The sequence below is a fragment of the Arthrobacter sp. CJ23 genome (assembly GCF_024741795.1).
Taxonomy (GTDB): Bacteria; Actinomycetota; Actinomycetes; order Actinomycetales; family Micrococcaceae; genus Arthrobacter.
In genome coordinates this window covers 2,130,034-2,155,511 of record NZ_CP102950.1, presented here as the reverse complement: position 1 = coordinate 2,155,511, position 25,478 = coordinate 2,130,034, and the positions used below count along the sequence as shown (strand labels likewise).

Annotated in this window: 22 protein-coding genes; 14 read left to right on the top strand and 8 right to left on the bottom strand. The window is 65.3% G+C overall.

The window, feature by feature from the left end:
* The first annotated feature begins 35 nt into the window (after positions 1-35).
* The 5 genes from NVV90_RS09520 to NVV90_RS09500 are packed head-to-tail and all read left to right on the top strand — an operon-like array spanning position 36 to position 4,769.
* On the top strand, positions 36-1,823 hold the full coding sequence (locus NVV90_RS09520) for a dihydroxyacetone kinase family protein (RefSeq protein WP_258440899.1): 1,788 nt from the start codon (positions 36-38) through the stop codon (positions 1,821-1,823).
* Positions 1,820-2,290, top strand: a complete 471-nt coding sequence (locus NVV90_RS09515; RefSeq protein WP_258440898.1) for a ribose-5-phosphate isomerase — start codon at positions 1,820-1,822, stop codon at positions 2,288-2,290. The genes NVV90_RS09520 and NVV90_RS09515 overlap by 4 nt, the downstream gene beginning before the upstream one ends.
* Entirely contained in the window at positions 2,274-3,083 is an 810-nt protein-coding gene (locus NVV90_RS09510) for a triose-phosphate isomerase family protein (RefSeq protein WP_258440897.1), read from the top strand. The genes NVV90_RS09515 and NVV90_RS09510 overlap by 17 nt, the downstream gene beginning before the upstream one ends.
* Positions 3,080-3,907 (top strand): sugar phosphate isomerase/epimerase, encoded by an 828-nt coding sequence (locus tag NVV90_RS09505; RefSeq protein ID WP_258440896.1) that lies wholly within the window; start codon positions 3,080-3,082, stop codon positions 3,905-3,907. The genes NVV90_RS09510 and NVV90_RS09505 overlap by 4 nt, the downstream gene beginning before the upstream one ends.
* 1 nt (position 3,908) lies before the next feature.
* A complete protein-coding gene (locus tag NVV90_RS09500; protein ID WP_258440895.1) occupies positions 3,909-4,769 on the top strand; it encodes a phosphogluconate dehydrogenase C-terminal domain-containing protein in 861 nt (286 codons plus the stop codon).
* 85 nt (positions 4,770-4,854) lie between these two features.
* Here NVV90_RS09500 and NVV90_RS09495 read toward each other — a convergent pair whose 3' ends face one another.
* From NVV90_RS09495 to rhaI, 3 genes are read right to left on the bottom strand one after another with little or no spacing between them, the layout of a single operon-like run.
* Positions 4,855-6,330 carry a rhamnulokinase family protein gene (locus NVV90_RS09495; RefSeq protein ID WP_258440894.1) on the bottom strand — a complete coding sequence of 492 codons (1,476 nt, stop codon included), beginning with the start codon at positions 6,328-6,330 and terminating at the stop codon, positions 4,855-4,857.
* Complete coding sequence (locus tag NVV90_RS09490) at positions 6,327-8,369, bottom strand: bifunctional aldolase/short-chain dehydrogenase (RefSeq protein WP_258440893.1); 2,043 nt, start codon at positions 8,367-8,369, stop codon at positions 6,327-6,329. Before NVV90_RS09490 ends, NVV90_RS09495 begins: the two co-directional genes overlap by 4 nt.
* Before the next feature lie 9 nt (positions 8,370-8,378).
* Positions 8,379-9,545, bottom strand: coding sequence for an L-rhamnose isomerase (gene rhaI, locus NVV90_RS09485; RefSeq protein WP_258440892.1), 1,167 nt, complete (start codon positions 9,543-9,545; stop codon positions 8,379-8,381).
* A gap of 140 nt (positions 9,546-9,685) precedes the next feature.
* Here rhaI and NVV90_RS09480 point away from each other — a divergent pair, with 140 nt between their 5' ends.
* Positions 9,686-10,753: a LacI family DNA-binding transcriptional regulator gene (locus NVV90_RS09480; protein ID WP_258440891.1), complete on the top strand. Its 1,068-nt coding sequence runs from the start codon at positions 9,686-9,688 to the stop codon at positions 10,751-10,753.
* Positions 10,754-10,778: 25 nt separating this feature from the next.
* On the opposite strand, the gene NVV90_RS09475 is transcribed toward NVV90_RS09480, so the two are convergent.
* Both NVV90_RS09475 and NVV90_RS09470 read right to left on the bottom strand, forming a co-directional pair.
* Complete coding sequence (locus tag NVV90_RS09475) at positions 10,779-11,999, bottom strand: ROK family protein (RefSeq protein ID WP_258440890.1); 1,221 nt, start codon at positions 11,997-11,999, stop codon at positions 10,779-10,781.
* Positions 12,000-12,009: 10 nt separating this feature from the next.
* Positions 12,010-13,281 carry an FAD-binding protein gene (locus NVV90_RS09470; RefSeq protein ID WP_258440889.1) on the bottom strand — a complete coding sequence of 424 codons (1,272 nt, stop codon included), beginning with the start codon at positions 13,279-13,281 and terminating at the stop codon, positions 12,010-12,012.
* Between the two features lie 239 nt (positions 13,282-13,520).
* On the opposite strand from NVV90_RS09470, the gene xylA reads away from it, so the two are divergent.
* The 3 genes from xylA to NVV90_RS09455 all read left to right on the top strand — a co-directional run bounded on the left by xylA (position 13,521) and on the right by NVV90_RS09455 (position 17,585).
* The gene (xylA, locus tag NVV90_RS09465; protein WP_258440888.1) at positions 13,521-14,711 is read left to right on the top strand and encodes a xylose isomerase; all 1,191 of its coding nucleotides are present in this window, start codon (positions 13,521-13,523) and stop codon (positions 14,709-14,711) included.
* A gap of 19 nt (positions 14,712-14,730) precedes the next feature.
* Positions 14,731-16,215, top strand: coding sequence for a xylulokinase (xylB, locus tag NVV90_RS09460; RefSeq protein WP_258441127.1), 1,485 nt, complete (start codon positions 14,731-14,733; stop codon positions 16,213-16,215).
* 284 nt (positions 16,216-16,499) lie between these two features.
* A complete protein-coding gene (locus NVV90_RS09455) occupies positions 16,500-17,585 on the top strand; it encodes an AAA family ATPase (protein WP_258440887.1) in 1,086 nt (361 codons plus the stop codon).
* 899 nt (positions 17,586-18,484) lie between these two features.
* Here NVV90_RS09455 and NVV90_RS09450 read toward each other — a convergent pair.
* Positions 18,485-19,108: a hypothetical protein gene (locus NVV90_RS09450; RefSeq protein ID WP_258440886.1), complete on the bottom strand. Its 624-nt coding sequence runs from the start codon at positions 19,106-19,108 to the stop codon at positions 18,485-18,487.
* 633 nt (positions 19,109-19,741) lie between these two features.
* Here NVV90_RS09450 and NVV90_RS09445 point away from each other — a divergent pair.
* Positions 19,742-20,971: an IS110 family transposase gene (locus NVV90_RS09445; RefSeq protein ID WP_258441126.1), complete on the top strand. Its 1,230-nt coding sequence runs from the start codon at positions 19,742-19,744 to the stop codon at positions 20,969-20,971.
* Between the two features lie 264 nt (positions 20,972-21,235).
* Here NVV90_RS09445 and NVV90_RS09440 read toward each other — a convergent pair whose 3' ends face one another.
* Positions 21,236-21,943, bottom strand: a complete 708-nt coding sequence (locus tag NVV90_RS09440) for an RraA family protein (RefSeq protein WP_258440885.1) — start codon at positions 21,941-21,943, stop codon at positions 21,236-21,238.
* A 39-nt stretch (positions 21,944-21,982) separates the two neighbouring features.
* Positions 21,983-22,600, bottom strand: coding sequence for a LysE family translocator (locus NVV90_RS09435; RefSeq protein WP_258440884.1), 618 nt, complete (start codon positions 22,598-22,600; stop codon positions 21,983-21,985).
* 125 nt (positions 22,601-22,725) lie between these two features.
* On the opposite strand from NVV90_RS09435, the gene NVV90_RS09430 reads away from it, so the two are divergent.
* The 4 genes from NVV90_RS09430 (at position 22,726) to NVV90_RS09415 (ending at position 25,253) form a co-directional block, all read left to right on the top strand.
* The gene (locus tag NVV90_RS09430) at positions 22,726-23,178 is read left to right on the top strand and encodes an Lrp/AsnC family transcriptional regulator (protein ID WP_258440883.1); all 453 of its coding nucleotides are present in this window, start codon (positions 22,726-22,728) and stop codon (positions 23,176-23,178) included.
* Positions 23,179-23,567: 389 nt separating this feature from the next.
* Positions 23,568-24,161 (top strand): molybdopterin-dependent oxidoreductase, encoded by a 594-nt coding sequence (locus NVV90_RS09425; RefSeq protein WP_258441125.1) that lies wholly within the window; start codon positions 23,568-23,570, stop codon positions 24,159-24,161.
* A gap of 10 nt (positions 24,162-24,171) precedes the next feature.
* Positions 24,172-24,909, top strand: coding sequence for a ferredoxin reductase (locus NVV90_RS09420; protein WP_258440882.1), 738 nt, complete (start codon positions 24,172-24,174; stop codon positions 24,907-24,909).
* A complete protein-coding gene (locus NVV90_RS09415) occupies positions 24,906-25,253 on the top strand; it encodes a DUF6510 family protein (protein ID WP_258440881.1) in 348 nt (115 codons plus the stop codon). The genes NVV90_RS09420 and NVV90_RS09415 overlap by 4 nt, the downstream gene beginning before the upstream one ends.
* The last annotated feature ends 225 nt before the right edge of the window (positions 25,254-25,478 follow it).

Below are 25,478 nucleotides of genomic sequence, written 5' to 3'. Positions count from 1 at the left end.
CCACGATTTCCACTGATAGCTCCAGGAGCCTCCGCATGACCCGCTTGTTCAATGAACCCGCAGCTTTCGCCGACGAGATGATCGAAGGATTCGTCGCATCGCACGGCCGCTGGGTCCGCCGCGTTCCTGGCGGCGTCGCCCGCAGCACGCAGAGCACCCCTGAAACCGTGGCGCTCGTGATCGGCGGCGGCTCCGGCCACTACCCCGCCTTCGCCGGGCTCGTCGGACAGGGCCTGGCCCACGGCGCCGCGATGGGCAACCTCTTCGCCTCGCCGTCGGCACAACAGGTGTACAACGTTGCCAAGGCAGCGGACAACGGCTCTGGTGTGCTCCTCGGCTACGGCAACTACGCCGGCGATGTCCTGCACTTCACCCAGGCCCAGGACAAGCTCCGCGCCGAGGGCATCGACTGCCGCAGCATCGCCGTCACCGATGACATCTCCTCCGCCCCGCCTGCCGAACGTCGCAAGCGCCGCGGCATCGCCGGTGACCTGACGGTGTTCAAGGTGGCCGCCGCGGCCGCCGAGGCCGGTTACTCCATGGACACCGTGCTGGAGGTGGCCGAACGCGCGAATGAGCGCACACGCTCCTTCGGGGTCGCCTTCACGGGCTGCACCCTGCCGGGCGCGGACCACCCGCTCTTCTCCGTTCCCGCGGGCCGCATGGCCGTGGGCATGGGCATCCACGGTGAACCCGGCATCGGCGAAACGGACATCCCGACGGCGGATGAACTCGCCGAACTCATGGTCGGCAAGCTACTGACCGAGGTCCCGGACGGCATCCCGTCGCCGCTCGACACCAACAAACCCTCCCGCGTGGTCCCCATCCTCAACGGCCTGGGCGGCGTGAAGTACGAGGAACTCTTCGTCCTCTACCGCCGCGTGTCGCAGTTGCTTGCCGAGGCCGGCATCGAGGCTGTGGACCCGCAGGTGGGCGAACTGGTCACCAGCTTCGACATGGCCGGCACCTCCCTCACCTTGTTCTGGCTGGACGCGGAACTGGAAGAACTCTGGAACGCTCCCGCGGACGCCCCGGCCTTCCGCCGCGGCGCGGTCACCGCGGCAGCGCTGGAAGGCTCGGACGGCGGCTTTGCCGACGTCGAGCTTTCCATCCCGGACGCCACCGCTGAGTCCCGCATCGGGGCCGTCCGCGTCCTCGCCGCCCTGGACGCCGCGAAGGCCGTGGTCGACGCGAACGTGGCCGAGCTTGGCCGGATCGATGCGATCGCCGGCGACGGCGACCATGGCATCGGCATGGAACGCGGCATCCGCGCCGCCGTGGCAGCGGCGGCAGACGCCGTCGAACGCGGCGCCGGCGCCGCCACCACCCTGCACGTCGCCGGGGACGCGTGGGCAGACAAGGCCGGCGGAACGTCGGGCGCCCTGTGGGGCCTGGCCCTGCGGGCCGTGGGCGACGCACTCGGGAACACCACCGCCCCCGACGCCGCTGCCGTCGCAGCCGGAGTGGCCGACGCCACCGCCGCCATCATGAACTTCGGCAAGGCCACCGTGGGCGACAAGACCATGGTGGACGTCCTGGTCCCGTTCCGCGACGCACTGGCCACGGGAGTGAATGACGGGCAGTCCCTCACCGAGGCGTGGGGCGCCGCCGCCACGGTTGCGCAACTGTCCGCCGACGATACGAGCCGGCTGCTGCCCCTCATGGGCCGCGCCCGCCCGCACGCCGAGAAGAGTCTCGGAACCCCCGACGCCGGAGCCATTTCACTGGCGCTGATCGTCCGGGCCATCCACACCACCCTCGTCGAAAACACCGCCGAGAAGACCACAGCAGCTGAGAAAGCCCGAGTAAAGGAGACAGCATGAGCGCCAAACTGCGCCTGGTGATCGGAGCCGACGACGCCGGATTCGAGTACAAGGAGGCCCTGAAGGCCGATCTGGAAGCGAATCCCCTGGTCGAATCGGTGACGGACGTTGGAGTGGACGCCGAGTCCCACACTCCTTACCCCTCTGTGGCCATCGCTGCCGCTGAACTGATCGCCGCCGGCAAGGCCGACCGCGCGCTCCTGGTGTGCGGCACGGGTTTGGGAGTCGCGATTGCCGCGAACAAGGTCCCCGGCATCCGCGCCGTCACCGCCCACGACTCCTTCTCCGTGGAACGCTCGGTGCTCAGCAACAACGCCCAGGTCCTCACCTTCGGCCAGCGCGTGGTCGGCCTGGAACTGGCCCGGCGCCTGGCCAAGGAATGGCTCGGCTACACCTTCGACGAGAACTCTGCCTCGGCAGAGAAAGTCACTCTGATTAAGGACTACGAGGGTGTCACTTCCTGCTAAGCCTTCACGCCCCAAAGCGGTGATCGGCGTCAGCCTGAAGATGTACTTCGGCTACCAGCGCTCTGTGGACTACTGCCGGGACGTCGCCACGATCGCTTTCAAGCACCCGGCGGTGGTGAGCGGCGACATCGAACTGTTTGTGCTGCCCACCCTGCCGGTCCTGCCCGACGCAGCGAGGATCCTGGGCGCGGCCGGCGTTGGCACCGGAGCGCAGGACATTTTCTGGGAAGACGAAGGCGCCTACACTGGCGAGGTCAGTGGGAGGACCGTTGCCGAGCTCGGGGGCCGGTATGTCGAGGTAGGCCATGCGGAGCGCCGCCGGATTTTCGCCGAAGACGAGCGGATCATCGGCCTGAAGACCGCCGCGGGGTACCGCAACGGCCTCACCCCGGTGCTCTGCGTCGGGGAACTGACCGCTGGCTCCCCGGAGGAAGCCATTGTCCAGTGCACGGCCGAGATCGACGCCGCCCTCAACCGGGCGGGAAAGCTCGGAGCTGTTGGACGTACCATCGTGGCCTACGAGCCGCAGTGGGCCATCGGCGCTCCGGAACCGGCGACACCCGGGTACATCAGTGCCGTGGTACGTGGTTTGGACGAATACCTCCGCACACTGCGGGGGCAGGAAGACAGCAGGGTCATCTACGGCGGCAGCGCCGGGCCCGGGCTCATCACGGAACTGGACACCGCCGTGGCGGGCTTGTTCCTGGGCCGCTTCGCGCACGATCCCGCAGCGCTCAAGACCATCCTGGACGAGACGGCTGCACGCCTTGCGGCGAAGGCGGTGGCGGCATGAGCCGTATCGAGCAGAGCAGGATTGGCCAGAGCCGCATTGGCCTCAGCAGCTACGCGTTCTTCTGGCAGCTCTCCGACCAGGTCAGCGAACCGCTGAGCATCCACCAGGCCCTGCAGATGACCGCGGAGCTGGGCGTGGACCTCTTCCAGATCTGCGATTACGCGCCGCTGGAAGACATGAACGACCACGAGCTCGCCGCCGTCCGCGGCACGGCCGAGGAGCTGGGGATCACCCTGGAGCTTGGGACGAAGGGCATCCGGCCGGAACACCTGCGGAAGTTTCTGCACATCGCGCAGGTTCTGGGATCGGATCTGCTGCGGACCATGTTCAACGTTCCCGGCCACAGCCCGGACAACGAGGAAGCAACCCGGATCTTCACCGAAGTCCTGCCGGAGTTCGAAGCAGCCGGAGTGAGGATCGCCGTCGAGACCTATGAACAGGTCCCCACGGAACGGATCCTCGACGTCGTCCGCCGCGTCAACAGCCCCTACCTGGGCATCTGCAGCGACCCCGCCAACACCGTGGCTGCACTGGAGATGCCGCGTCAGGTGATTGACGCCGTCGGGCCCTATGTCCTGAACATGCACATCAAAGACTTTGCGTTCAGCCGCAAGCAGGGATGGGTCGGGTTCACGTACTCGGGCGCACCCCTCGGCGAAGGCCTTCTCGACTACGACTACATGGTCGCGAAGATCCAGCCCAAAGAAAGAAACATCAACCAGATCGTGGAGCACTGGCTCCCGTGGCAGGACTCCGAAGCGGAGACCATCCGCCTCGAAAACCAGTGGACCCAGCAAAGCCTCGATTTCCTAAGGAGCAAGTGAAATGTCAGCAGAGCAATTGACCGTCGCCGTTGTCGGAGCCGGTGGCAAAATGGGGATGCGCGTTTCCGCCAACCTCCAGAAGTCCAACCACACCGTCTTCTACAGCGAGAACTCCCCCGCCGGCCAGGACCGCGTCCGCGCCGAAGGCCGCGAAATCACCGCCACTGACGACGCCGTCAAGGGCGCCGACGTCGTGATCCTCGCCGTCCCGGACACCGTGCTGGGCATCGTCTCCGAGGGCGTCGTCCCGCAGATGAAGTCCGGCGCGATCCTCCTCACCCTGGACCCGGCCGCCGCCTACGCTGGCCTGCTGGCCAAGCGCGATGACGTGGTGCAGGCCGTTGCGCACCCGTGCCACCCGTCCGTGTTCCTGGAGCGCACCACCAAGGAAGAATGGGCCGACACCTTCGGCGGCCAGGGCGCCCCGCAGAACGTCGTGGCAGCCATCGACGAGAACGCCCCGGAAGACACCAAGGCAGCCGCCGAAGCCACCATCCGCACCATCTACGCACCCGTCATCGACGTCCACTGGGTCACAGTGAAGCAGCTCGCCGTCCTCGAACCCACCCTGGTGGAAACCGTCGCCTGCATGATCGGCACCCTGCTCAACGAGGCCCTGCACGAGACGGTCCACACCGCCGGCGTCCCCGAGGAGGCGGCCAAGGCCATGCTCTTCGGCCACGTCCAGATCGCCCTCACCAACGCGCTGCGCGGTTCCAACCCGTTCTCCGAGGCCTGCGAAATCGCCATCCAGTACGGCAAGGACACCATCATCAAGGACGACTGGAAGAAGATCTTCGACGACTCCGAGCTGGACGGCGTCATCGCCAAGATGCTCAAGCTGGAGTCCGTCAAGCGGTAGGCGGTGCCATCCAAAAGACCCCGGGCCGCCCACACACCTCAACGGTGGTGTGGGCGGCCCGGGGTTTCCTTTGTTGGGAGTGGTGCTAGTGCTGTTCAGACAGGGCGTTGGCCGGTTCGAACCGTTCAAGGCTCGTTCCAGCGGACACCAGGGTGCGCAGCTCAGCAAGCCCGCCGTCCACCACGCCGGCAGCCCGGGCCTGGACCAAGACGTTGCCGAGGGCCGTGGCTTCCACGGGACCGGCAATCACCGGCTTGCCCGTGGCATCCGCGGTCAGCTGGCACAGGAGCCGGTTCTGGGACCCGCCGCCCACGATGTGCACCACGTCAACGGTCCGGCCCGCGAGGCGTTCGGCGTCGGTGATAGTGCGGGCGTAAGCGGCGGCAAGGCTGTCCATGATGCAACGCACGACGGCGGCGGGCCGGCCCGGGAGCACCGCACCGGTGTTGCGCACGGCCGCGCGGATGCGCTCCGGCATGTTGTCCGGCGCGGTGAAGGCGGGGTCGTCGGCGTTGATCTGCGGTCCGCCTGCCGGGAGGGCCGCAGCGGCGTCGAGCAGTTCCTCCAAGGTGGCCGGGTGGCCCTGGGCGGCCCACGAGCGTTGGGATTCGCTGAGCAGCCAGAGTCCGCCGACGTTGCGCAGGTAGCGGATGGTGCCGTCCACACCGCGTTCGTTGGTGAAGTTGGCCTTCCGGCTGGCCTCGCCTAGCACCGGGCCGTCCAGCTCGATGCCCACCAGGGACCAGGTCCCGGAGGAGATGTAGGCGAAGTCGTCCTGCCCAGCCGGGACGGCGGCCACCGCCGAGGCCGTGTCATGCGAACCGACAGCCACCACCTTGGTGTCCGCGGGAAGACCGGTCCGTTCCACGATCCCCGGCAGGAGCCTGCCGATGGTTTCACCCGGCTGGATGAGCGGCGGGAAGATGTCCCGCCGCAGGCCCAGAGCGTCCAGGAACTTGGCGGCCCACTCCCCCGCTACGGCATCGAACAGTCCGGTGGTGGAAGCGTTCGTGGCCTCTGTCCGGCGCTCGCCGGTGAGCAGGAAGGCGATCAGGTCCGGGATCAGGAGTGCCTGCAGCCCGTCCAGGTCCTTCTCCGTGGCGAGCTGGTAAACGGTGTTGAACTGCAGGTACTGCAGGCCCGTGGTGGCGTAGAGGCGCGCAGGATCCAGCGTCCGGTGGACCCGGGCCACGGCGGCGCGGCTGCGTTCATCCCGGTAGCTGTACGGCTGGGCCGTCAGCTCCCCGGCGGCGTTGACCAGCCCATAGTCCACGGCCCAGGTATCGATGCCGATGCTGGCGATGGTTTCGCCGTTTGCCTCCGCGGCAGCAACGGCGGCCGCCAGGCCCGTCAGCAGCTCGGCGAACAGGGCGTCGAAGTCCCAGCGGAGGCCGCCGTCCAGCTCCACCACGCCGTTGGGAAAGCGGTGGACCGTCTCCAGGGCGACCCCTGTTGAGGGAGAGACGCTGCCGAGCATGACGCGGCCGGAGGACGCACCGATGTCGACCGCGGCGAACACCCCGCCGCCGGAAACGGCGCCGCTCATGGCAAGAGCGCTCATCGCAGGAAGGCCGCCGCGACGCCGGCGTCCACGGGGATGTGCAGGCCGGTGGTGTGGGACAGTTCGGCGCTGGTGAGCACCGCACAGGCGTTGGCCACGTGTTCAGGCAGGACTTCACGCTTGAGCAAGGTGCGCTGGGCGTAGTACTTGCCCAGTTCCTGCTCGTCCACGCCGTAGACCGCGGCGCGCTTGGCGCCCCAGCCGCCGGCGAAGATCCCGGAGCCCCGGACCACGCCGTCGGGGTTGATGCCGTTGACACGGATGCCGTACTCGCCCAGTTCCGCGGCGAGCAGCCGGACCTGGTGGGCCTGGTCGGCCTTGGTGGCGGAGTAGGCGATATTGTTCGGGCCGGCGAACACGGAGTTCTTGGAGGAAATGTAGACGATGTCCCCGCCCATGTCCTGGTCAATCATGACCTTGGCCGCGGCCTTGGCCACCAAGAAGGAGCCCTTGGCCATGACGTTGTGCTGCAGGTCCCAGTCCTTCCCGGTGGTTTCCAGCAGCGGCTTGGAGATGGAGAGCCCGGCGTTGTTGACCACCAGATCCAGGCCACCGAAGGCGAGCACGGCTTCCTGGATGGCAGCGGCGATCTGAGCTTCGTCGGTCACGTCGGCCTGGACGCCGATGGCGACGTCGGGACCGCCCAGTTCCGCGGCGACGGCCTGGGCGTTCTCAAGGTTCAGGTCGGCAATCACCACGCACGCGCCGTCGGACGCCAAGCGGGTCGCGATCGCCTTGCCGATGCCCGACGCCGCGCCGGTCACCAGCGCGATGCGGGTGGCGTGGGACGTGGGCTTGGGCAGGCGGGCCAGCTTGGCCTCCTCCAACGACCAGTACTCGATCCGGAACTTCTCGGATTCCTCGATCGGGGCATAGCTGGAGATGGCCTCGGCGCCGCGCATCACGTTGATGGCGTTGAGGTAGAACTCGCCGGCCACCCGGGCGGTCTGCTTGTTCGCTCCGTACGAGAACATGCCCACCCCCGGGACCAGCACGATGGCCGGGTCCGCGCCGCGCATGGCGGGGCTGTCCTGGGTGGCGTGGCGGTCGTAGTATGCCTGGTAGTCCTCGCGGTAGGCCGCGTGCAGTTCCCTCAGGCGGCCTACCGCTTGTTCCAGCGGGGCGTCGGCGGGGAGGTCCATGACCAGGGGCTTGACCTTGGTGCGCAGGAAGTGGTCCGGGCAGGAGGTGCCCAGCGCGCCCAGGCGCGGGTGTTCGGCGGACTCCAGGAAGTCAAGCACGACGGCGTCATCGCTGAAGTGCCCCAGCTGCGGCTTGTCCGTGGAGGCCAGGCCGCGGATCACGGGGGCGAGGGCGGCGGCCTTGGCTCGCCGTTCCGCCTCAGGAAGCGCGGCGTAGCCGGGGAGCTTGGCGCCGAAGGGTTCGGCCTTGCCGTTCTCCGCGATGAACTTCTCGGCCTGGTCAATGATCCAGAGCGAGTTGCCCTCGGCCTCTTCGCTGGTGCCGCCCCAGGCGGTGATGCCGTGGCCGCCCAGGATGGTGCCGATGGCCTGCGGGTTGGCTTCCTTGACCGCGGCGATGTCCAGGCCCAGCTGGAAACCGGGGCGACGCCACGGAACCCACACCACCTTGTCGCCGAAGATCTTGGAGGTCAGCGCCTCGCCGTCCGCCGCCGTCGCAACCGCGATGCCCGAGTCCGGGTGCAGGTGGTCGACATGCGTTGCGTCCACCAGGCCGTGCATGGCGGTGTCGATTGAGGGCGCCGCGCCGCCCTTGCCGTGCAGGCAGTAATCGAACGCGGCCACCATTTCGTCTTCACGCTCGACGCCGGGGTAAACATCCTTGAGTGCCTGCAGCCGGTCGAGCCGGAGTACAGCCAGGTTCTCGGCCTTCAGCGTGCCGAGGTCCCCGCCCGAGCCCTTGACCCAGAGCAGTTCGACGTCCTGGCCCGTGACCGGGTCCTTTTCGGTGCCCTTGGCGGAGGTGTTGCCGCCGGCGAAGTTGGTGTTCCGTTTGTCCGCGCCGAGGCGGTTGGAACGGGAGATCAGTTCTTCAACAGTCGTGGCTGTGTTCTGCATGTTCATGCCTTAAGCGCCCCATCCGGCTTGCTGGCCGCCTGCGCGGTCCTCGTTGATCTTCTTCTGGTATCCGCTGGCCTTGTAGGCGGCCATCGGGTCTGCGGGCAGGCCGCGGGATTCGCGCCACTCGGCCAGGACCGGGCGGACGTCGGTGTAGAAGGCATCGTTGAAGATGCCGTTGGCGGCCAGGACGTCCCCGGCTCGCTGGGCTTCGGCCAGTGCGGCGGTGTCCACCAGCAGGGCGCGGGCCGTCATTTCCTGGACGTTCAGGACCGAGCGGATCTGGCCCGGGATCTTCTCTTCCAGGTTGTGGCACTGGTCCAGCATCAGGGAGACACCGGAGTCCTTGCCGAAGCCGCCACCGCGGATGACCTCGTGCATGATCCGGAAGAGCTGGAACGGATCGGCCGCGCCGACGATCAGGTCGTCGTCCGCGTAGAAGCGGGAGTTGAAGTCGAAGGAGCCCAGCTTGCCCAGGCGCAGCAGCTGCATCACGATGAACTCGATGTTGGTTCCCGGTGCGTGGTGGCCGGTGTCCAGGCAGACGAAGGCCTTCTGGCCAAGGGCAAGGGTCTGCGCGTAGGAGGTGCCCCAGTCCGGAACATCGGTGTGGTAGAAAGCGGGCTCGAAGAACTTGTATTCCAGGACCAGGCGTTGCTCGTCACCGAGGCCCGCATAGATTTCCTGGAGGCTTTCCGCGAGACGGTCCTGGCGTCCGCGGATGTCGTCCTGGCCCGGGTAGTTGGTGCCGTCGGCCAGCCAGATCTTCAGGTCCTTGGAACCGGTGGCGTGCATGATCTCGATGCACTCAAGGTGGTGGTCGATGGCCCGGCGCCGCACGGACTCGTTGGACGAGGTGAGGGAGCCGAGCTTGTACTCGTCATCCTGGAACGTGTTGGAGTTGACCGTGCCCAGCCCAACGCCCAGCTCGGCGGCGTATTCGCGCAGGGCAGCGTAGTCATCCACCTTGTCCCACGGGATGTGCAGAGCGACCGTGGGGGCCAGGCCGGTGAGCTCATGGACCTTGGCGGCGTCGGCGATCTTTTCCTGGACGGTGCGGGGAGTGCCCGGGGTGCCGAAGACCTTGAAGCGGGTCCCGGAATTTCCGTAGGCCCAGGACGGCACCTCGATGGCCAGTTCCTCAAGGCGGCCCAGTGCCGTTGCTGTGGTGTTCATCGTTGTTCCTTTGGGTTTTGGGCTGGCGTCTGAGAATCAGCTGCAACATGCCGGCCGAATCCCAGGTTTGAATCGTTTCATTGAGTCGATTCAAAGTATCCTAGGACGCGAATGGGTGTCAAGGGTGAAGGATGGGAACAATGGCAAGATCAGCCAGTGTCAAGGATGTGGCGAATCACGCCGGGGTCGCCGTCGGCACAGTCTCCAACGTGCTCAACTACCCGGAGCGGGTCGCGGAGAAGACCAGGAAAAGGGTCCAGGCGGCTATCGACGAACTCGGTTTCGTGCGCAATGATGCAGCCCGGCAATTGCGCGCGGGGCACAGCAGGGCCATCGGGATGGTCGTCCTGGATGTGGGCAACCCCTTCTTTACCGCCGTCGTCCGGGCCGCCGAGGACGCGGCGCAACGCAGTGGCAGCGCCATCCTCCTCGGGGACAGCGGGCAGGACACGGCCCGCGAAGCGCACTATGTCGAACTGTTCCAGGAACAGCGCGTCCAAGGCCTCCTGATTTCACCGATAGGTGACGTCAGCGAGTCGATCAAACGCCTGCGTGAAGGCGGAGTGCCCACGGTCCTGGTGGATCGGCTCGGCGATGGGACCACATCGAGTTCCGTTTCCGTGGACGACGAGGCCGGCGGTTTTCTTGCCGCCGAACACCTCCTCTCGACCGGACGGCGGCGGCTCGCCTTTGTCGGCGGCCCGGGTTCCATCCGGCAGATCGCCGACCGGCTCAGCGGCGCCCGGCGTGCGGTGGACCAGGTACCTGATGCCACGTTGGAGGTGGTCGATTCACAGGGCCAGTCCGTCGTAGCGGGCAGGCGCGCAGGTGATGCCTTGGCAGACCGTAAGCGGGAGGAATTTCCGGACGCCATCTTCTGCGCCAACGACCTCCTGGCCCTGGGCGTCATGCAGTCCCTAACGATGCTGCGCACCTTCCGCATCCCCCAAGATGTCGCCCTGATCGGCTATGACGACATCGATTTCGCGGCGTCCGCCGTGGTGCCGCTCTCCTCCATACGCCAGCCCACCGAGGAAATAGGCCGCACAGCCATTGAATTGCTGACCAGCGAACTCGAGAGCGACACGCCGATGTTCAAGTCAGTGGTTCTGTCCCCGGAACTGGTGGTGCGCCAGAGTTCTGCCGCCGCCGGCCTGCCGGCATCGTCTGCCCCAGGCGCGAAGGGTGACGGCAGCCCGGTGCGGTGAACACGGTGATCCATCTCCGGGCACTTCAGCCTTTTCGTGGACCGGGGGCGGAAACCAGTCCCGCACCGGTAGGGTCGGCCAGGAACGGGCTGAAGGCCAGTTCCGCGGCCCCGATCATCATCAGGTCCGAACCGAGTGCGGCTCGGCGGATGCTGACCTGGGCGGCCAGCCCATCCATGGCCTGTGACGCGAGGAACTCATTCAGCGCCGCAGGAGAGAGGGCATGCAGCGTGCCCAGGAAGCCGTCGAGCACAATGACCTCAGGGTTGAAGGTGTTCACAGCATTACGCAATGCAATGCCCAAGTACTCGAGCTGCCGGGCCACTTCAGTTGATACCTCGGGGCTGTTGTTCCGGCGAAGTGCCTGTTCGAGCTGACTGGCATCGCCGCCCGACAGCCCGGCAAGTTCGAACAGCCGGGATTGGGAGACTTCGGTTTCCAGGCAGCCTGTGGCACCGCAGTGGCACGTCTTGCCGGAAGTACGGACAAAGGTATGTCCGAGTTCGCCGGCGTAGCCTGCGGCGCCGGAAAGCAATGCCCCGTTTGCAATGATGCCGCCGCCGATTCCACTGGCGCCCCCGTTGAGATAGATCAGGTTCTTCTGCCCGGCGCCGGCGCCAAATATCAGTTCAGCCTCGGCACCCAGGGACGCGTCGTTGGCAGCCTGGCAGTAGTACCCCGTAACGTCACCCATCATCGCGGCCACGGGCTCGTTTCGCCAGCCCAAATGCGGGGCGTGCAGCACCACGCCGTCGGCGCGGTTGACCAGACCGGGCACCGCCATGCCGATGCCCGTGATCCGGTAGGAGGCGTCGAGTTCAGACCGCATGCCTTCGACGACCGCGGCAGCGATATTCACCGCTTCCCTCGCCGTTGGTATCCGCTCGGTTTCGAAGCGGATCTTCTTCTGCACCTTCCCGCCGAGGCTGACAAGGCCGATTGTAACGGCGTCGATCTCCGGGTTGACGGCCAGGGCCGCCACCGCCTGGCTCGGGCGGACCTCCGGGCTCGGCCTGCCCACCTGTCCTTCGCCAGAAGGCGCCGTTTCATACACAAGGCCCAAGGCGAGGAGCTGACCCAGCAAGGTCCCTACGGTGGACCTGTTCAGCCCGGTCCGTTTAGTCAGTTGGGCGCGGCTGAGCACACCGTGGTGATGTACCAGGGTGGTGAGCAGCGCCAGGTTGTTGCGTCGCGATGGGTCCGGCTCGGCGACCGGGACGGTAGTTCGTGTAGAGGTCGGCATCATCGCGACACTATCAACTACCGAACACCGTGCGGTCCAAATAGGCATTGCGAAACTTTCCGGATGGATCCAGACGGTCCGAGAGAGCGATGAAGTCGCCCATGCGCGGGTAGAGCGGCGCGACTGCGGCGGCCCCGGCGTCGAACAGCTTGCCCCAGTGCGGCCTCGCTGAAAAAGGGGCCAGCTCTGCCTCGAGAAGCGGCAGGATCGCTTGGACGGCCGGCTCGTCCTGGCGCCACGTGAAGTGCAGGCCGATGCCGTCGCGGCCGTAGTTCGGGCTCAGCCATAGCGCATCGGCCGCGATCGTTCGAACCTCGGCGACCAGCAGAAGGGGCGAGACCACATCGGCGAGCCCGCGCATGGTTCGCAGGGCATTGGCGGCGTGCTCACGCGGTATCAAGTATTCGCTCTGCAGCTCATCGCCCTTGCTCGGGGTGAATTCCATCCGGAAATGTGCCAGCCGCTCGTGCCACGGGCCGCGGATGCCCAACTGCTGCGTACAGTTGCGGCCGGACACCCCGGGCAGCGGGTGCCGGGCTACCGTGGCCGGTTTCCCTCCGAAGAATTCCAAGGTAGGGTCCACCGGCATCGGGTCACTCGTACGGTACTTGAGCCATGCCTGGCCTATCGTTGCTCCGCTCCAGTCGGTGAACAGGCTCACGCTGTAGGCAGCGGAAGTAACCTGGTCAAAGTTCTCCAGCACCTGCTCCCAGTCGAGGTCTTCAAAGACCCTCTGGACGACATCAAACGTGGGCTCGATGTCCAGCGTCAGCTGGCTGACGACACCCAGCGCGCCGAGCCCCACCACCATGCCTTCGAAGTCCGCGTCACCACGCTGCGTGGCAAGGATGGTGCCGTCGGCAGTGACCATTTCAAGGCCCGTGACGGCGGTGGCGAGGTTGCCGTTGCCATCCCCGGATCCGTGCGTGGCTGTGGACACTGCCCCCGCCACGGAGATGTGGGGCAGCGAGGCCAGGTTATGAAGCGCGAAACCTTGACGCCAGAGTTCGGCCGCGAGGGTGCCGTAGCGTGTGCCGGCGCTGACGGCAACAGTCAGATTCCCGGCATCCACGTTGATGGCCGGGTCAAGCCGGTCAAGCACTGCCAAGGTCCCCGCGGTGTCCGCGATGGCGTTGAAGGAATGCCGGGAGCCCAGCGCGCGGACATTCTTGGCGCCGGCTACCAGAGCCTGGAGTTCATCCACGCTTGACGGGTGGACGATCCGCGGAGCCCGGTAACCGTAGTTGCCTGCCCAGTTGCGTTCCGCCACCAGTTGGTGAGTCATGGTTGCATCCTTCGTTAGGGTCCAGAGGCCATATTTGGTGTTTCCTACAACATACTAGGCGAATGAAGACCTCGCCGTAAAACACCCAGCAATTTGGCACACCCTCGGGGAACAGCCCTCACCGAAGGGTGGTTGACATCACATGAATCTGTAATATGTTTGGTAGCGAAACAATTCCAGATCCGCTGGCCGAACAAATGCTCGGCCAGGGCACCCCTACTAACTGCTCGGAGCACTCAATGGCGATTCAGCCCACCCGTGAAGACAAGTTTTCCTTCGGCCTCTGGACGGTCGGTTGGGAGGCCCAGGACCAGTTCGGCTCCGCCACCCGCCCGCCGCTGGACACGGTCGAAGCCGTCAACAGGCTCAGCGACCTCGGCGCCTACGGCATCACCTTCCATGACAACGATCTCTTTCCCTTCGGCTGCTCCGCCGCTGACCGGCAGCGCGAAATCGATCGCCTGACGGGCGCGCTGAAAGCCACCGGAATGATCGTTCCGATGGTCACCACCAACCTGTTCAGCCACCCTGTCTTCAAGGACGGCGGCTTCACCAGCAATGACCGCGGCGTCCGGCGCTTCGCCCTGCGCAAGGTTCTCGAGAACATCGACCTTGCCGCCGAGCTCGGTGCAGAAACGTTTGTCATGTGGGGCGGCCGCGAAGGCAGCGAATACGACGCCGCGAAGGACATCCGCGGCGCCCTGGAACGCTACCGCGAGGCCGTGAACCTGCTGGGCGACTACGTCACGGACAAGGGCTACAACATCCGCTTCGCCATCGAACCGAAGCCGAACGAACCCCGCGGCGACATCCTGCTCCCCACCCTTGGCCATGCCTTGGCGTTCATCGAGACCCTGGAGCGGCCGGAGCTCGTGGGCATCAACCCCGAGACCGGGCACGAACAAATGGCAGGACTCAACTTCACCCACGGCATTGCCCAGGCCCTGTACCAGGGCAAGCTCTTCCACATCGACCTCAACGGACAGCGCAGCATCAAGTTCGACCAGGACCTGGTGTTCGGCCACGGCGATCTGCAGAACGCCTTCTCCCTGGTGGACCTGCTTGAAAACGGCGGTCCCGACGGCGGCCCGTCCTACCAGGGGCCGCGCCACTTCGACTACAAGCCCTCCCGTACGGAGGACATCGACGGCGTCTGGGACTCTGCCGCAGCGAACATGCAGACCTACCTGCTCCTGAAGGAACGTGCCAAGGCATTCCGGGCAGATCCCGAGGTCCAGGCGGCCCTGGAGGCTTCGCGGGTGGCTGAAATCAATGAGCCCACGCTCAACCCGGGTGAAGGTTACCAGCAGCTCCTGGCAGACAAGTCCGCCTACGAGGAATTCGACGCCGATGCCTACTTTGGCGGCAAGGGCTTCGGATTCGTGAAGCTCCAGCAGCTGTTCATCGAACACCTGCTCGGAGCGCGCTGATTCCATGGCGGCGACTTCCTTGAACCTCGTTGCGGGAGTTGACTCCTCTACCCAAAGCTGCAAAGTGGTGGTCCTTGACACCCTGAGCGGCGCCCTTGTCCGCGAAGGCCGGGCGAGCCACCCGGACGGAACGGAAGTCCATCCGGACCACTGGTGGCGGGCGCTTTCCGAAGCGATCGACGATGCCGCCGGCTTGGCCGACGTCAGCGCGCTCTCCGTCGCAGGCCAGCAGCACGGCATGGTGTTGCTGGACCGAGACGGCAACGTGATCCGGCCGGCCTTGCTGTGGAATGACACCCGCTCGGCCGGATCGGCAGCGGATCTCACCGCCGAAGTAGGGGCGGAGGACTTCGCCCGGCGGACCGGGCTGGTGCCGGTGGCTTCCTTCACCATCACCAAGATCCGCTGGATCAGGGACCACGAACCCGAAAGCGCGGCCAGGGTGGCCGCCGTCGCACTCCCCCACGACTGGCTCATGTGGCGACTCCGCGGCTACGGCCCGGCAGGAGCCAGCCCCTTGGGGCCGGATCTCGAGGCGCTCACCACGGACCGCTCGGACGCCAGCGGAACCGGCTACTGGAGCCCGGCCACCGGCAGCTATGACCTGGACCTGTTCAAACTGGCGTTCGGCCAAAACGCCCGGGAAGCCTCAGGCGGGACAGCGACGGCGCCGCGCGGCGGCGTCGTGCTCCCCCGCGTGCTGGGCCCGGGCGAAGCCGCAGGCCGCGTGCACCCGGGGTGTTTCGGTGGCCCCGGCGCAAGCGGGGCGTTGGGTGGCGGGATCCTGCTGGGCGTGGGAGCCGGCGACAACGCTGCTGCCGCCCTTGGCTTGGGGGCCAAACCCGGCGACGTCGTCGTGTCCGTGGGCACCAGCGGCACCGTGTTCGCTGTCGACTCTTCGCCGGGGCAAGACGTGAGCGGAACCGTGGCGGGCTTCGCGGATGCCAGTGGTGAATACTTGCCGATCGCCGTGACGCTGAACGCCGCACGCGTGCTCACTTCCGTTGCGGCACTGCTCGACGTCGACTTCGACGAGCTGTCCCGGCTCGCCCTGGAGGCCGAACCGGGTTCGGGAGGCGTGGTGCTGGTACCGTATTTCGAGGGGGAACGGACGCCCAACCTGCCTCATGCAAAAGCCAGTTTCCACGGCCTCAGCATCGCCTCCACCACGCGGCCGAACATCGCCCGGGCGGCAATCGAAGGGATGCTGTGCGGCCTCGGCGGAGGCTTGGATGCCCTGCGTGCCGTGGGCGGCCACGCGGAACGCCTCTTGCTGATTGGCGGCGCCGTGCAGAATCCTGCCGTGCAGCAAATTGCGGCCCAGGTCTTTGATCTCCCTGTGTCCATTCCCAGCCCGGGCGAGTATGTGGCCCGGGGCGCCGCCGTGCAGGCGACGTGGGCACTCACCGGGGACCGGCCCACGTGGACGGTGGCGCTGTCTGCGGCCCCGGAACAGGACTTCCGGGAGCTGATAAGCACGAACTACAAGAGGGCGAGCGCCTGAATTGACGCCGGCGCCTGATCCGCCAGCGCGTCAAGGCCTGGCCTCCTGACCTCAGGGACAAAGGGTCCGGATTCGGCGGATCCGTTTGGTGGGAAGTCATTCCCACCAAACGGATCGCTTCCGTACGTGTCGAATCCGAAACCTGCGTCGGCACCGCCACTGTCATGGTTCAGCCGCACTGAACGAATCAACGCCTCGTCCGGGCTCCCTGATGACGAGCCTGCTAGACTGGCGAAAGTTTCACCAGTTTCACCAGTTTCACCCGCTTTCACCCCGGAGGCCTCGTGCAGAATCCATTCAAGCCAACCGCCGGAGCCACCCCACCGGACCTGATCGGGCGAGCAGGGCTCCTGGATGAATTCGAATACGGGCTGCAACAAGGATCAGGAGCTCCCGGGCTTCTCACCATCATCACCGGCTCCAGAGGTATCGGCAAGACTGTCATGCTGAGCGCAGCAGAAGCCATCGCCAGGAACCACGGCTGGGCCGTGATCTCCCGGACAGCCAATCCTGGCTTCCTGGCCAGAATCGGCGACGACATGCTCCGCCTTGCTGACGAACTCGGAGACGGGCCACCAACACGAAAGATCACCGCCTTCTCCGCGGCAGGGTTCGGGCTCACCACCCAACTCCCCCAGGAACGACTTCCGGACTGGCGCCGAACGGGGGAGACACTGCTTCAACTGCTCGACGCCAAAGCCACAGGCCTGGTCATCACTATTGACGAAATCCATGCCGTGGACCGGACCGAAATCTCCCAACTGGCCGCCGACGTGCAACACTTCATCCGCGACGGGCTACCCATTGGTCTGATCTTCGCCGGCCTCCCATCAGCCGTCTCCGACCTACTTAACGAAGGCGTGGCCACCTTCCTGCGGCGGGCCGACAGGATCAACCTCCACGAGGCCGCAATTGCCGAAGTCACCACCTCCTACCGGGAACTGTTCAAAGCCGGCGGCATCGACGTCTCCCCCGAACTGCTCAACGAGGCGGCAGAAGCCACCGAAGGCTATCCTTTCCTCATTCAACTCATTGGCTACTACCTCTGGATGGAGGCAGGCAAGGCCAACTGGACCTTGGATCAACACAGCGTTCGCACAGCCATCGCGGCCGCACAGCGACGGAACACGCTGGTCGTCGTCGAGTCCGCCCTCTCAGACCTCTCCGACAAGGACCGCGACTTCCTTCACGCCATGGCCGAACAGGACGGCCCCTCAACTGCCGCCCAGATCGGGCACATCATCAAATCCAAGCCCAATGTCGTTTCCAAATACCGCAACAGGCTCATCGCCGCAGGCCTGATCGAACCAGCCGGCTACGGCAAGGTCGACTTCGCCATCCCCGGGCTCCGGCAATACCTTCGAAGTTAGCCGCCATCAGATAGAGGCCCTCGCCGGGGCGACAGAGTCGAGCGACGCAACGGCATGGCACCGACAGCGGCTCACATCGCAACGCTTCAGGTCACCGCGCTGGCTGTCATTCCTCAATCTCCGCCGACAGCGCGCAAGTGCTGCCGGAACGTGAACTCTGCATTGGTTTCCCGGGCCGCGAGGTATTCGGCCAGGCGTCTGGGAACGGAAAGTCGTACCCATGTGCATCCCGGCCGCCTTGGAGCCCGGGCCATAGCTCCAAAGCGATGGCGATGACGGCACGAGAGGCCAGCCACGTCTGGATGCCGTCAAAATACTCAGCCCGGCGGTGCTGGAATGGACCAGCCGGGGCACTGGGGGCAGGTTGCAGCTGGGCGCTCAACTGTCTCAGACAAGGACCACGCCTCGAATGCTTCCTTTTCCTGCGCAAAAACTGCGCCAAAAGCTATGGAAAACCACGGCTGCTCTTGATCCACGGGTGGCACGGTTAATCCAGCGGCAGCCCAAGGAACCTAAGCCGCTGACGCGGCAGGCAATTAGCAAGACTCCGGGAGCAGGAGGAGCCATGAATCAGGCAGCACCCTTGGAAGAGGCCTCCGCCATAGCGTCCGGTCAGCGTGGCTGGCTGAAGTGAAGCGGATAGTAGCTTTCCGACCCGTCTGCAGTCCCTCCTGCGAAGGTACGGACGTTCAAGTGTCCAACGGGATCCGCTGCCCGGCCACGGCCTGGTGTACCCCGTCGACCGTTGCGAAAACCTCCGGTGACCGCATTCACGACGGCGGATCCGAAATCTGGCCTGACTGTCAGGACTGAAACCTTGCCCAGCGGTCAACAGACCCCTGAGCTGGGAAAACACGCCCCCAAAGGGGGACCGTGCACATTGTGCTTAGCCCTCTATACTATGCCTCCGGCACCGGTTCAATGCAGGCCACTGCAAAGGGTTTGGTCGCCGACCTCTGCAGCGGATGACGCAGGCGCGCCTGGTAAGGGCCATTCCGGAACGTGGCGCGTGGGTCCATCTGCACAACCAGGAGTGGTTCGGGGCGACCGGCATCCAGCCGTACGAGCATGCCGTCACGCTGGCCGCCAACGTAGAGCGGCGTCGCTGGCTCCACAGCGGTCTCCTTAAGGCGACCCCGATGCTCCGGGCTCGCTGCCAGGAAGAGGATTCCATGAGCGAGCCCAATCACCCTCAGCGGGACCACCCAGTCGGTCAGATGAGGTTGCGGGGTCTGGTACTTCTGCACAGGCGACGGCTTGGCCTCTTTCAAGAGCTGGGCGCATTCCTGGCACGGGCTACGTGCCCCGACCTCGGCCAACATTGCTACCAGCAGTCCCCTGGGAGCGGTACGCCACTTGTCGGCCACGGCCTGGCACCAACTGCTGTGGTAAGCCATCCCGTACTTCACCACGTAGACCTGATCTTCGCCTATGAGGGGCATTCCCTCCCGCCGAGCGGCCGGTTCGACCGGTTTGAGCTCACCGAAGTTCTTGACCTCTGAAGAGGGTGGGTGGCCGAGCATGAGGTGCCTACGGAACGGATTGAATCGCCGATTTGGTTTTGGAATGACGGGGCCTTTCCATCCGGCGGGAGCGATCTTCGGTCACTCCCCTGATTACCCCCTACCTAGTTTGCTGGCTTTTCTTGCGAGTTGCCAGTCGGGGACGGCTCGCGATTAGCAAAGAATCGTGGGCGTGACGCTGCGTCGGTTAAGGCTCATTGGGTACGAAAAAAGGCCCCAAAGGGGCCCATTCGTGAACATTTTGTCCACACTCAGCGGCCAACAGGCCCCTGAGCTGGGAAACACTGTGCCCGAGGTGGGACTCGAACCGGACTCCAGCCCCCCCCCCCCTGCAAACACTGGGCTCCCGCGGAAACATGCGGAATCCGGCCCGGTCCGGCGGCTGTACGACCCAGTCCAAAGCAAGGTCTGTAAAGAATGGGGAAGTGCCTTCCGCGTGCCGAGGGATGAGAATTGGGGTGCCGCTTGGCGACGTCGATTCACACTGGTGCGGGTGAGCCCGTAGAAGTGTATGACGCGGGGTTCTTGGGTGTGCCGGATTGTTGCCGTAGAGCACGTGGGTCTGTGTCCTGAACAGAGGATCCTCCAAGCGGCGCTGATATCGGTTCTCGCTTGGAAGGATTGGTGATTCTGATGGACGTGATGTTCACGCGCGTCGCCGGGTTGGACATCGGCAAGAAGTCGGTGACCGTGTGCGTGCGTATACCCGGGCCGGGCGGCGGTCGTCACAGCGAGACGCGGACGTTCCGGACCATGACGCGCTCACTTGAGCTGATGAGGGATTGGCTGGTCGGGCAAGGCGTGACCTTGGCGGCGATGGAGTCGACCAGCACGTACTGGAAGCCGGTGTTTTACGCTTTGGAGGAGCGGATGGAGTGCTGGCTGCTCAACGCCGCTCACATGAAGGCGGTCCCGGGTCGAAAGACCGATGTCAAGGACGCAGAGTGGATCGCCCAGTTGATGGAGCATGGTCTGGTTCGACCTTCGTTCGTGCCGCCGCCACCGATTCGCCGTCTGCGCCTGCTGACGCGTTACCGGGTGCAGCTGATGGGAGACCGGACGAGGGACTCTGGCCGGTTGGAGAAGATGCTCGAAGACGCCAGCATCAAGGTCTCCTCGGTCGCATCGTCGGTGACCACGGTTTCGGTTCGTGCCATGCTCGCGGCATTGATTGCCGGCGAGGCCGACCCTCAGGTCCTGGCGCAACTGGCCAAGGGAAGGATGCGGGCCAAGATCCCCGACCTGATCGAGGCTTTGACGGGCTACTTCGATGCGGATCATGCTCGGCTGGCTGCGGCGATGCTCGAACGACTGGACCGGGTCGAGGTCGCTCTGGCGACGCTGGATGAGACGATCGAAACCGCGTCGCGGCCGTGGGCCCACCAGATCGGGTTGCTGCAGACGATTCCGGGGGTAGGGCTGAAAGTCGCGCAGGTCATCATTGCCGAAACGGGCGGTGAGATGTCCCAGTTCCCGTCGGCGGCGCACTTGGCCGCTTGGGCCGGTGTCGCGCCGGCGATCCACGAGTCAGCCGGGCGCCGGAGTCCGGCCGGGGCCCGACACGGAAACAAATGGCTCACCTCGATGTTGGTAGAGGCAGCCGGGTCAGCGGCGCGCAGCAAGAACACCTACCTGTCCGCCCAACAATCCCGGATCGCTTCCCGGCGGGGCGCCAAACGGGCCCAGATCGCCGCCGCCCACTCAATCCTCGTCAGCGCCTACTACATGCTCAAGCGCGACGAACCCTACCGTGATCTCGGGCCCGAGTGGCTGCAGCACCGGCATGAGCAGGCCCACACCCGCCGCTTCGTCGCGCAGCTCGAACGTCTCGGTCACACCGTCGTCATCGACCCAGCTGCCTGATCCCGCGGGCCACCACCGACCGGAGCAGCGCCCCGGAGGGTCACCCACGCCCCGCAAAGGTTATTCACGGGTCTGTGGACAGTGTCCACACCCCCGATTCTCCGCTCCAAAGGCCTTGGTCCAACAGCAGCACCGCATAAAGTGGGCGCTGCATTTCGTTGCCCCGGGCAGAAAACCGAGCCCGCGGAAGAGGCCCCGCGTAGCGGCAACCCGGCATGTCCGTTGCAGGATCCGTGCGTAGGCCCCTTCAGGTCACGCTGGCTGTCATTCTTCGATCTCGCCGCCCACGGCGCGCAGGTGCTGCCGGAAGGTGAACTCTGCATCGGCTTCCCGGGCAGCGAGGTACTCCCCCAAACGGGCCTGGGACCGGAACGTCGTCCCCATGTGCATCCGGGCGGCCTGCGAGCGTTCCGTGTCGCGGATGGCAGTTGCCACGTCCGCTATATCGGCGGCGCGATCCAGGGGAAGGAACAGCACACCGTCATCGTCGCCCAGGACAAAGTCATCGGCGGTGACGACGTGTTCGCCGCACCGTGCGGACACCAAGGCTGCGGAGTCACGTGGATCGAGGCGTTGCGGACCCACCGGCAGCGCCCCGGCACTAAACAGCGGCAGCCGGATGGTCCGCAACTCGGCGGTGTCACGGTGCAGTCCCCAAATGAGGATCCCGGCCAGGCCCGCGAGGCGTGCCTCCAGCGTCACAAGGTCCCCGACGCAGGCTTCGTCCTGCCGGCCGCCGTTGTCGACCACCAGGACGTCGCCAGGATCGGCGTGGTCGATTGCCTCCAGGAAGACGTCCACGCTGCCGTAGTGGCGCGCCGGACGGACCCGGCCGAGCAGGTGCGCGCCGCTCCACAACGGACGGGTATCTGCGGGGGCGCAGCGGACCGCAATGCCGAGCCGCATGCACGCATCCGCGACGTGCGGGGTTGTCAGGTCCATGAAGGTCCGGTGGAGCTGTTCTGCTTGCAAGGGTTGTTCTCCTCAATGTGTGGGGACTCTACGTTGGTGCTAGTGGATCAGTTGTTCCACCAGCAGGAACAGACCAATGGCGACCATCGCGGCACCGGAGATGCGAGTAACGGTCCGGGCAGCGGCGGGGCGGGCACGCAGCACCACGCGGGCACCGACGCCCACGCCTGTGTAGACGACGGCGCAGCTGGCCACGTGAATGAGGCCGAGTATTGCGACCTGCCCGGCGATGGGCCAGGAGCCGTTGGGGTCGGTGAATTGCGGCAGCAGCGCCAGGAACAACAGGAACACCTTCGGATTGAGCCCGCTGATCCCCGCGCCCTTCAGGGCCTGCCGCACCCACGATCCGGAGGCCTGTTCCTGCCCAGCCTCAGGGATCGATGGGTTCTTGAGCATGCCAATGCCCAAGCAGACTAAATACGCCGAACCGGCAACGGTCAGCGCTGTCAGTACCACCGGCGAGCCGCTCACCAGCGCGCCCACCCCGGCAGCGACGACGGCGGTGGCCACCACATGCCCGGACAGCAACCCTCCGACGGCGGGCAGCACGGTCCGGTGCCGGAGCCCGGCCGAGATGGCGTACGCCCAGTCCGCCCCCGGCGTCAGCACGAACAGGAAGGACACTGCCCAAAACGCCGCGACCATTCCGAAAGCCATGACTTCTCCTAGAGACTACTGACCATCATGACGTCCGAGGGTCTAAGAAAAGCCTAGGGAAATCAGAGGGGAAGCCGCTTCCAACTTCTACCTCCAGAGGAGCGATATGGGGAAGAATATTCTCTATGGATAACGTAGACAGGAAAATCCTTGCCGAACTCCAAAACGACGGCCGGATTTCCCTCACCGAGCTCGCCGACCGTGTCAACCTGAGCCTCTCGCCGTGCCACCGCCGCTTGCGCGCATTGGAGGAGTCCGGCGCCATCAGCGGCTACCGCGCCCAGCTCGACGCCAACGCCCTGGGCCTTGGCTTCGATGCCCTTGTCTTCGTCACCATGCGCGACGCCATCCGCGACACGGTGGAAGCGTTTGAGCAGGCCGTCGCCACCATCCCCAACGTCCTCCGGGCACAACGGCTCTTCGGAACCCCCGACTACCTGCTGGAAGTTGTCGCCCGCGACCTGCCCGCGTTCCAAAGGCTCTACGACGAGCGGATCTCCACCCTCCCCGGCGTCCAACAGCTAAGCTCGACCCTGGTCATGAAAAGCGTCGTCGAAAACCGCCCCCTGCCGCTGTGAAACGCCGGATCCACATACGGCCCCGCGCTGGCTGCTAGGCGTAAGGCCGTGTGTGATGAGACACCCAGCTCGGAAAACGCCGGAAGGCGGGTCGAAAGGCGAAGCGGAGGGCCAGCGGTTCAAAGGGCATATGGGGTGCGCAGGCGCCATGCGCCCGGTGTTGGTCATTCGAATCCAGGATCGCGTACAAAAGCGCTTCGGGCCTAGGCGCAGCTCAATCTTGGAACGCCGGTGGGCCATCACGGCGTCCTGCGTCACACTGATTGTTGATAGCGGAATCCGCTGAGCCGTTGAGTCAACGGTGAATGTCTGGACCCTGTCCGGCCGTTGCCCTATCGTGGGGGAACCGACCATAGTCGACCGGTGGAGTTCCGCAGCGGAGGCACATGATGGGAATCATTTCATCTGGTTTTCATGGAAAACGTCAGACAGGCAATCCAGCGATACCGCCAGGCCAATACGAGACGGGAAGCTTTCCCGTGCTCACCGCCGGGCCTGCACCCCATATCCCTACGGAGGACTGGGAATTCTTCATCACCACTGAGGCAGGGCGGCGCCATGCCTGGTCATGGGATGCGTTTATGGCTCTGCCGCAGGTTGATATCCGGACCGACATTCACTGCGTGACCAGTTGGTCCAAGCTGGGCACCTCATGGCGGGGTGTGTCACTGGATACTCTGTTCGAGGATGTGGAAACGACGTTAGACTTCACCACGGCCCACTCCTACGGCGGCTACACGACCAACATCCCACTGCCGGACCTTCTTGGCGGCCGCGCGTGGATCGCTTGGGAATTCGAGGGTGCGCCACTCGAGCGAGCCCACGGCGGACCTGCTCGGCTGCTTGTACCGCACCTCTATTTTTGGAAGAGCGCCAAGTGGGTCAACGGCCTCGAGCTGACGCAGGACGATATCCCCGGCTTCTGGGAATCGAACGGCTACCACCTCCACGGCGACCCGTGGCGTGAAGAGCGCTATTCATGAGGCCGGCCAGATGAGCACCCTGTGGCGCGTCGCCGACGTCGTCAGCGGTGTTCCCGAAACGAAAACCGCCAGAACAATCGGCCTCCGGGTAGACGGTCTGAACGGCAACCTCGCGGGCCAGCACATCGATATCCGCCTCACCGCAGCCGACGGTTACACGGCGGTGCGCTCCTACTCCGTGGCTTCAGCCGGCATGGACGAAACCATAGAGATCACCGTCGACGAACTGGCCAACGGGGAAGTCTCCCCCTATCTGGTCAGGAACCTGGCGGTCGGCGACCAGTTGGAGATCCGCGGGCCCGTAGGCGGCTGGTTTGTTTGGCGCCCGACGGCCACGAACCCGGCGCAGCTGATCGCAGGCGGATCCGGCATCGTGCCGCTTATGTCCATGATCCGTGCGCATGAAGCATCTGAGAATCCGTCACAGTTCCGGCTGCTGTACTCGCTTAGATCACCGGAGGCGGGGTTCTATCGGGAGGAGCTACGCACCTTGGGCCAAGAATCCCACAAACTCACCGTCGACTACGTATACACACGCAAAGTGCCACAAGTCTGGCCAACCGCTCCGAAACGGCTCACGGCAGAAACCCTGCTGGCGAACATCCTGCCGGCGGACGCCGCCCCTGACACCTTCATCTGTGGTCAGACGGTATTTGTAGAGACGGTCGCAGAATGGCTCGTGCAGGCGGGCTATCCCGCTGCCTCGATCAAGACCGAACGCTTCGGCGGAACAGGAGGAACCCCGTGACCGGCAACAACGGCTCCGCTTCTCCGGGCGCTGAGGACCCGCGCCTCGAGGACCAGGACATCGCCGGAATTGCGGGCAATCCGATACCTCATCTCGACGGAAACGCGGCGGCAGGACCGCTGTGGGAGCTGTTCCGCATCGATATCATCGCAGCTATCGGACGGTGCAAGCACTGCGGTGCGGTCCGGGCCTTCGGGGAGGCATCGGTCTATACTGACGCCCCGGGAATCGTTGTACGCTGCAGTTCCTGCGAGGGCATCCTGCTGCGCCTGGTAGAGACGCCCACCCAGTTCTGGCTGGATGTGAGCGGACTCAGCTATCTGCAGATCGACCGCGAGGGCTAGAGCGAGCTCTTCTCGGCAGGGCTGACTGGCCAATCCGAATGCCGGGTGGAGCTCCGATCACGTGAATCCAGGAAGTCTTTCGGTGCAGCGTGCCACGCGTGAACCTGAAGGCGACCACCGAACCACTGAGCGGCTTGACGGAGTCGCCAAAAGTCACCGTATTGGGCTCGCCCAAACTGGGGGCGGCGAAACGTCCGGTACCGGGAAGGACGAGTTCAAACCGAT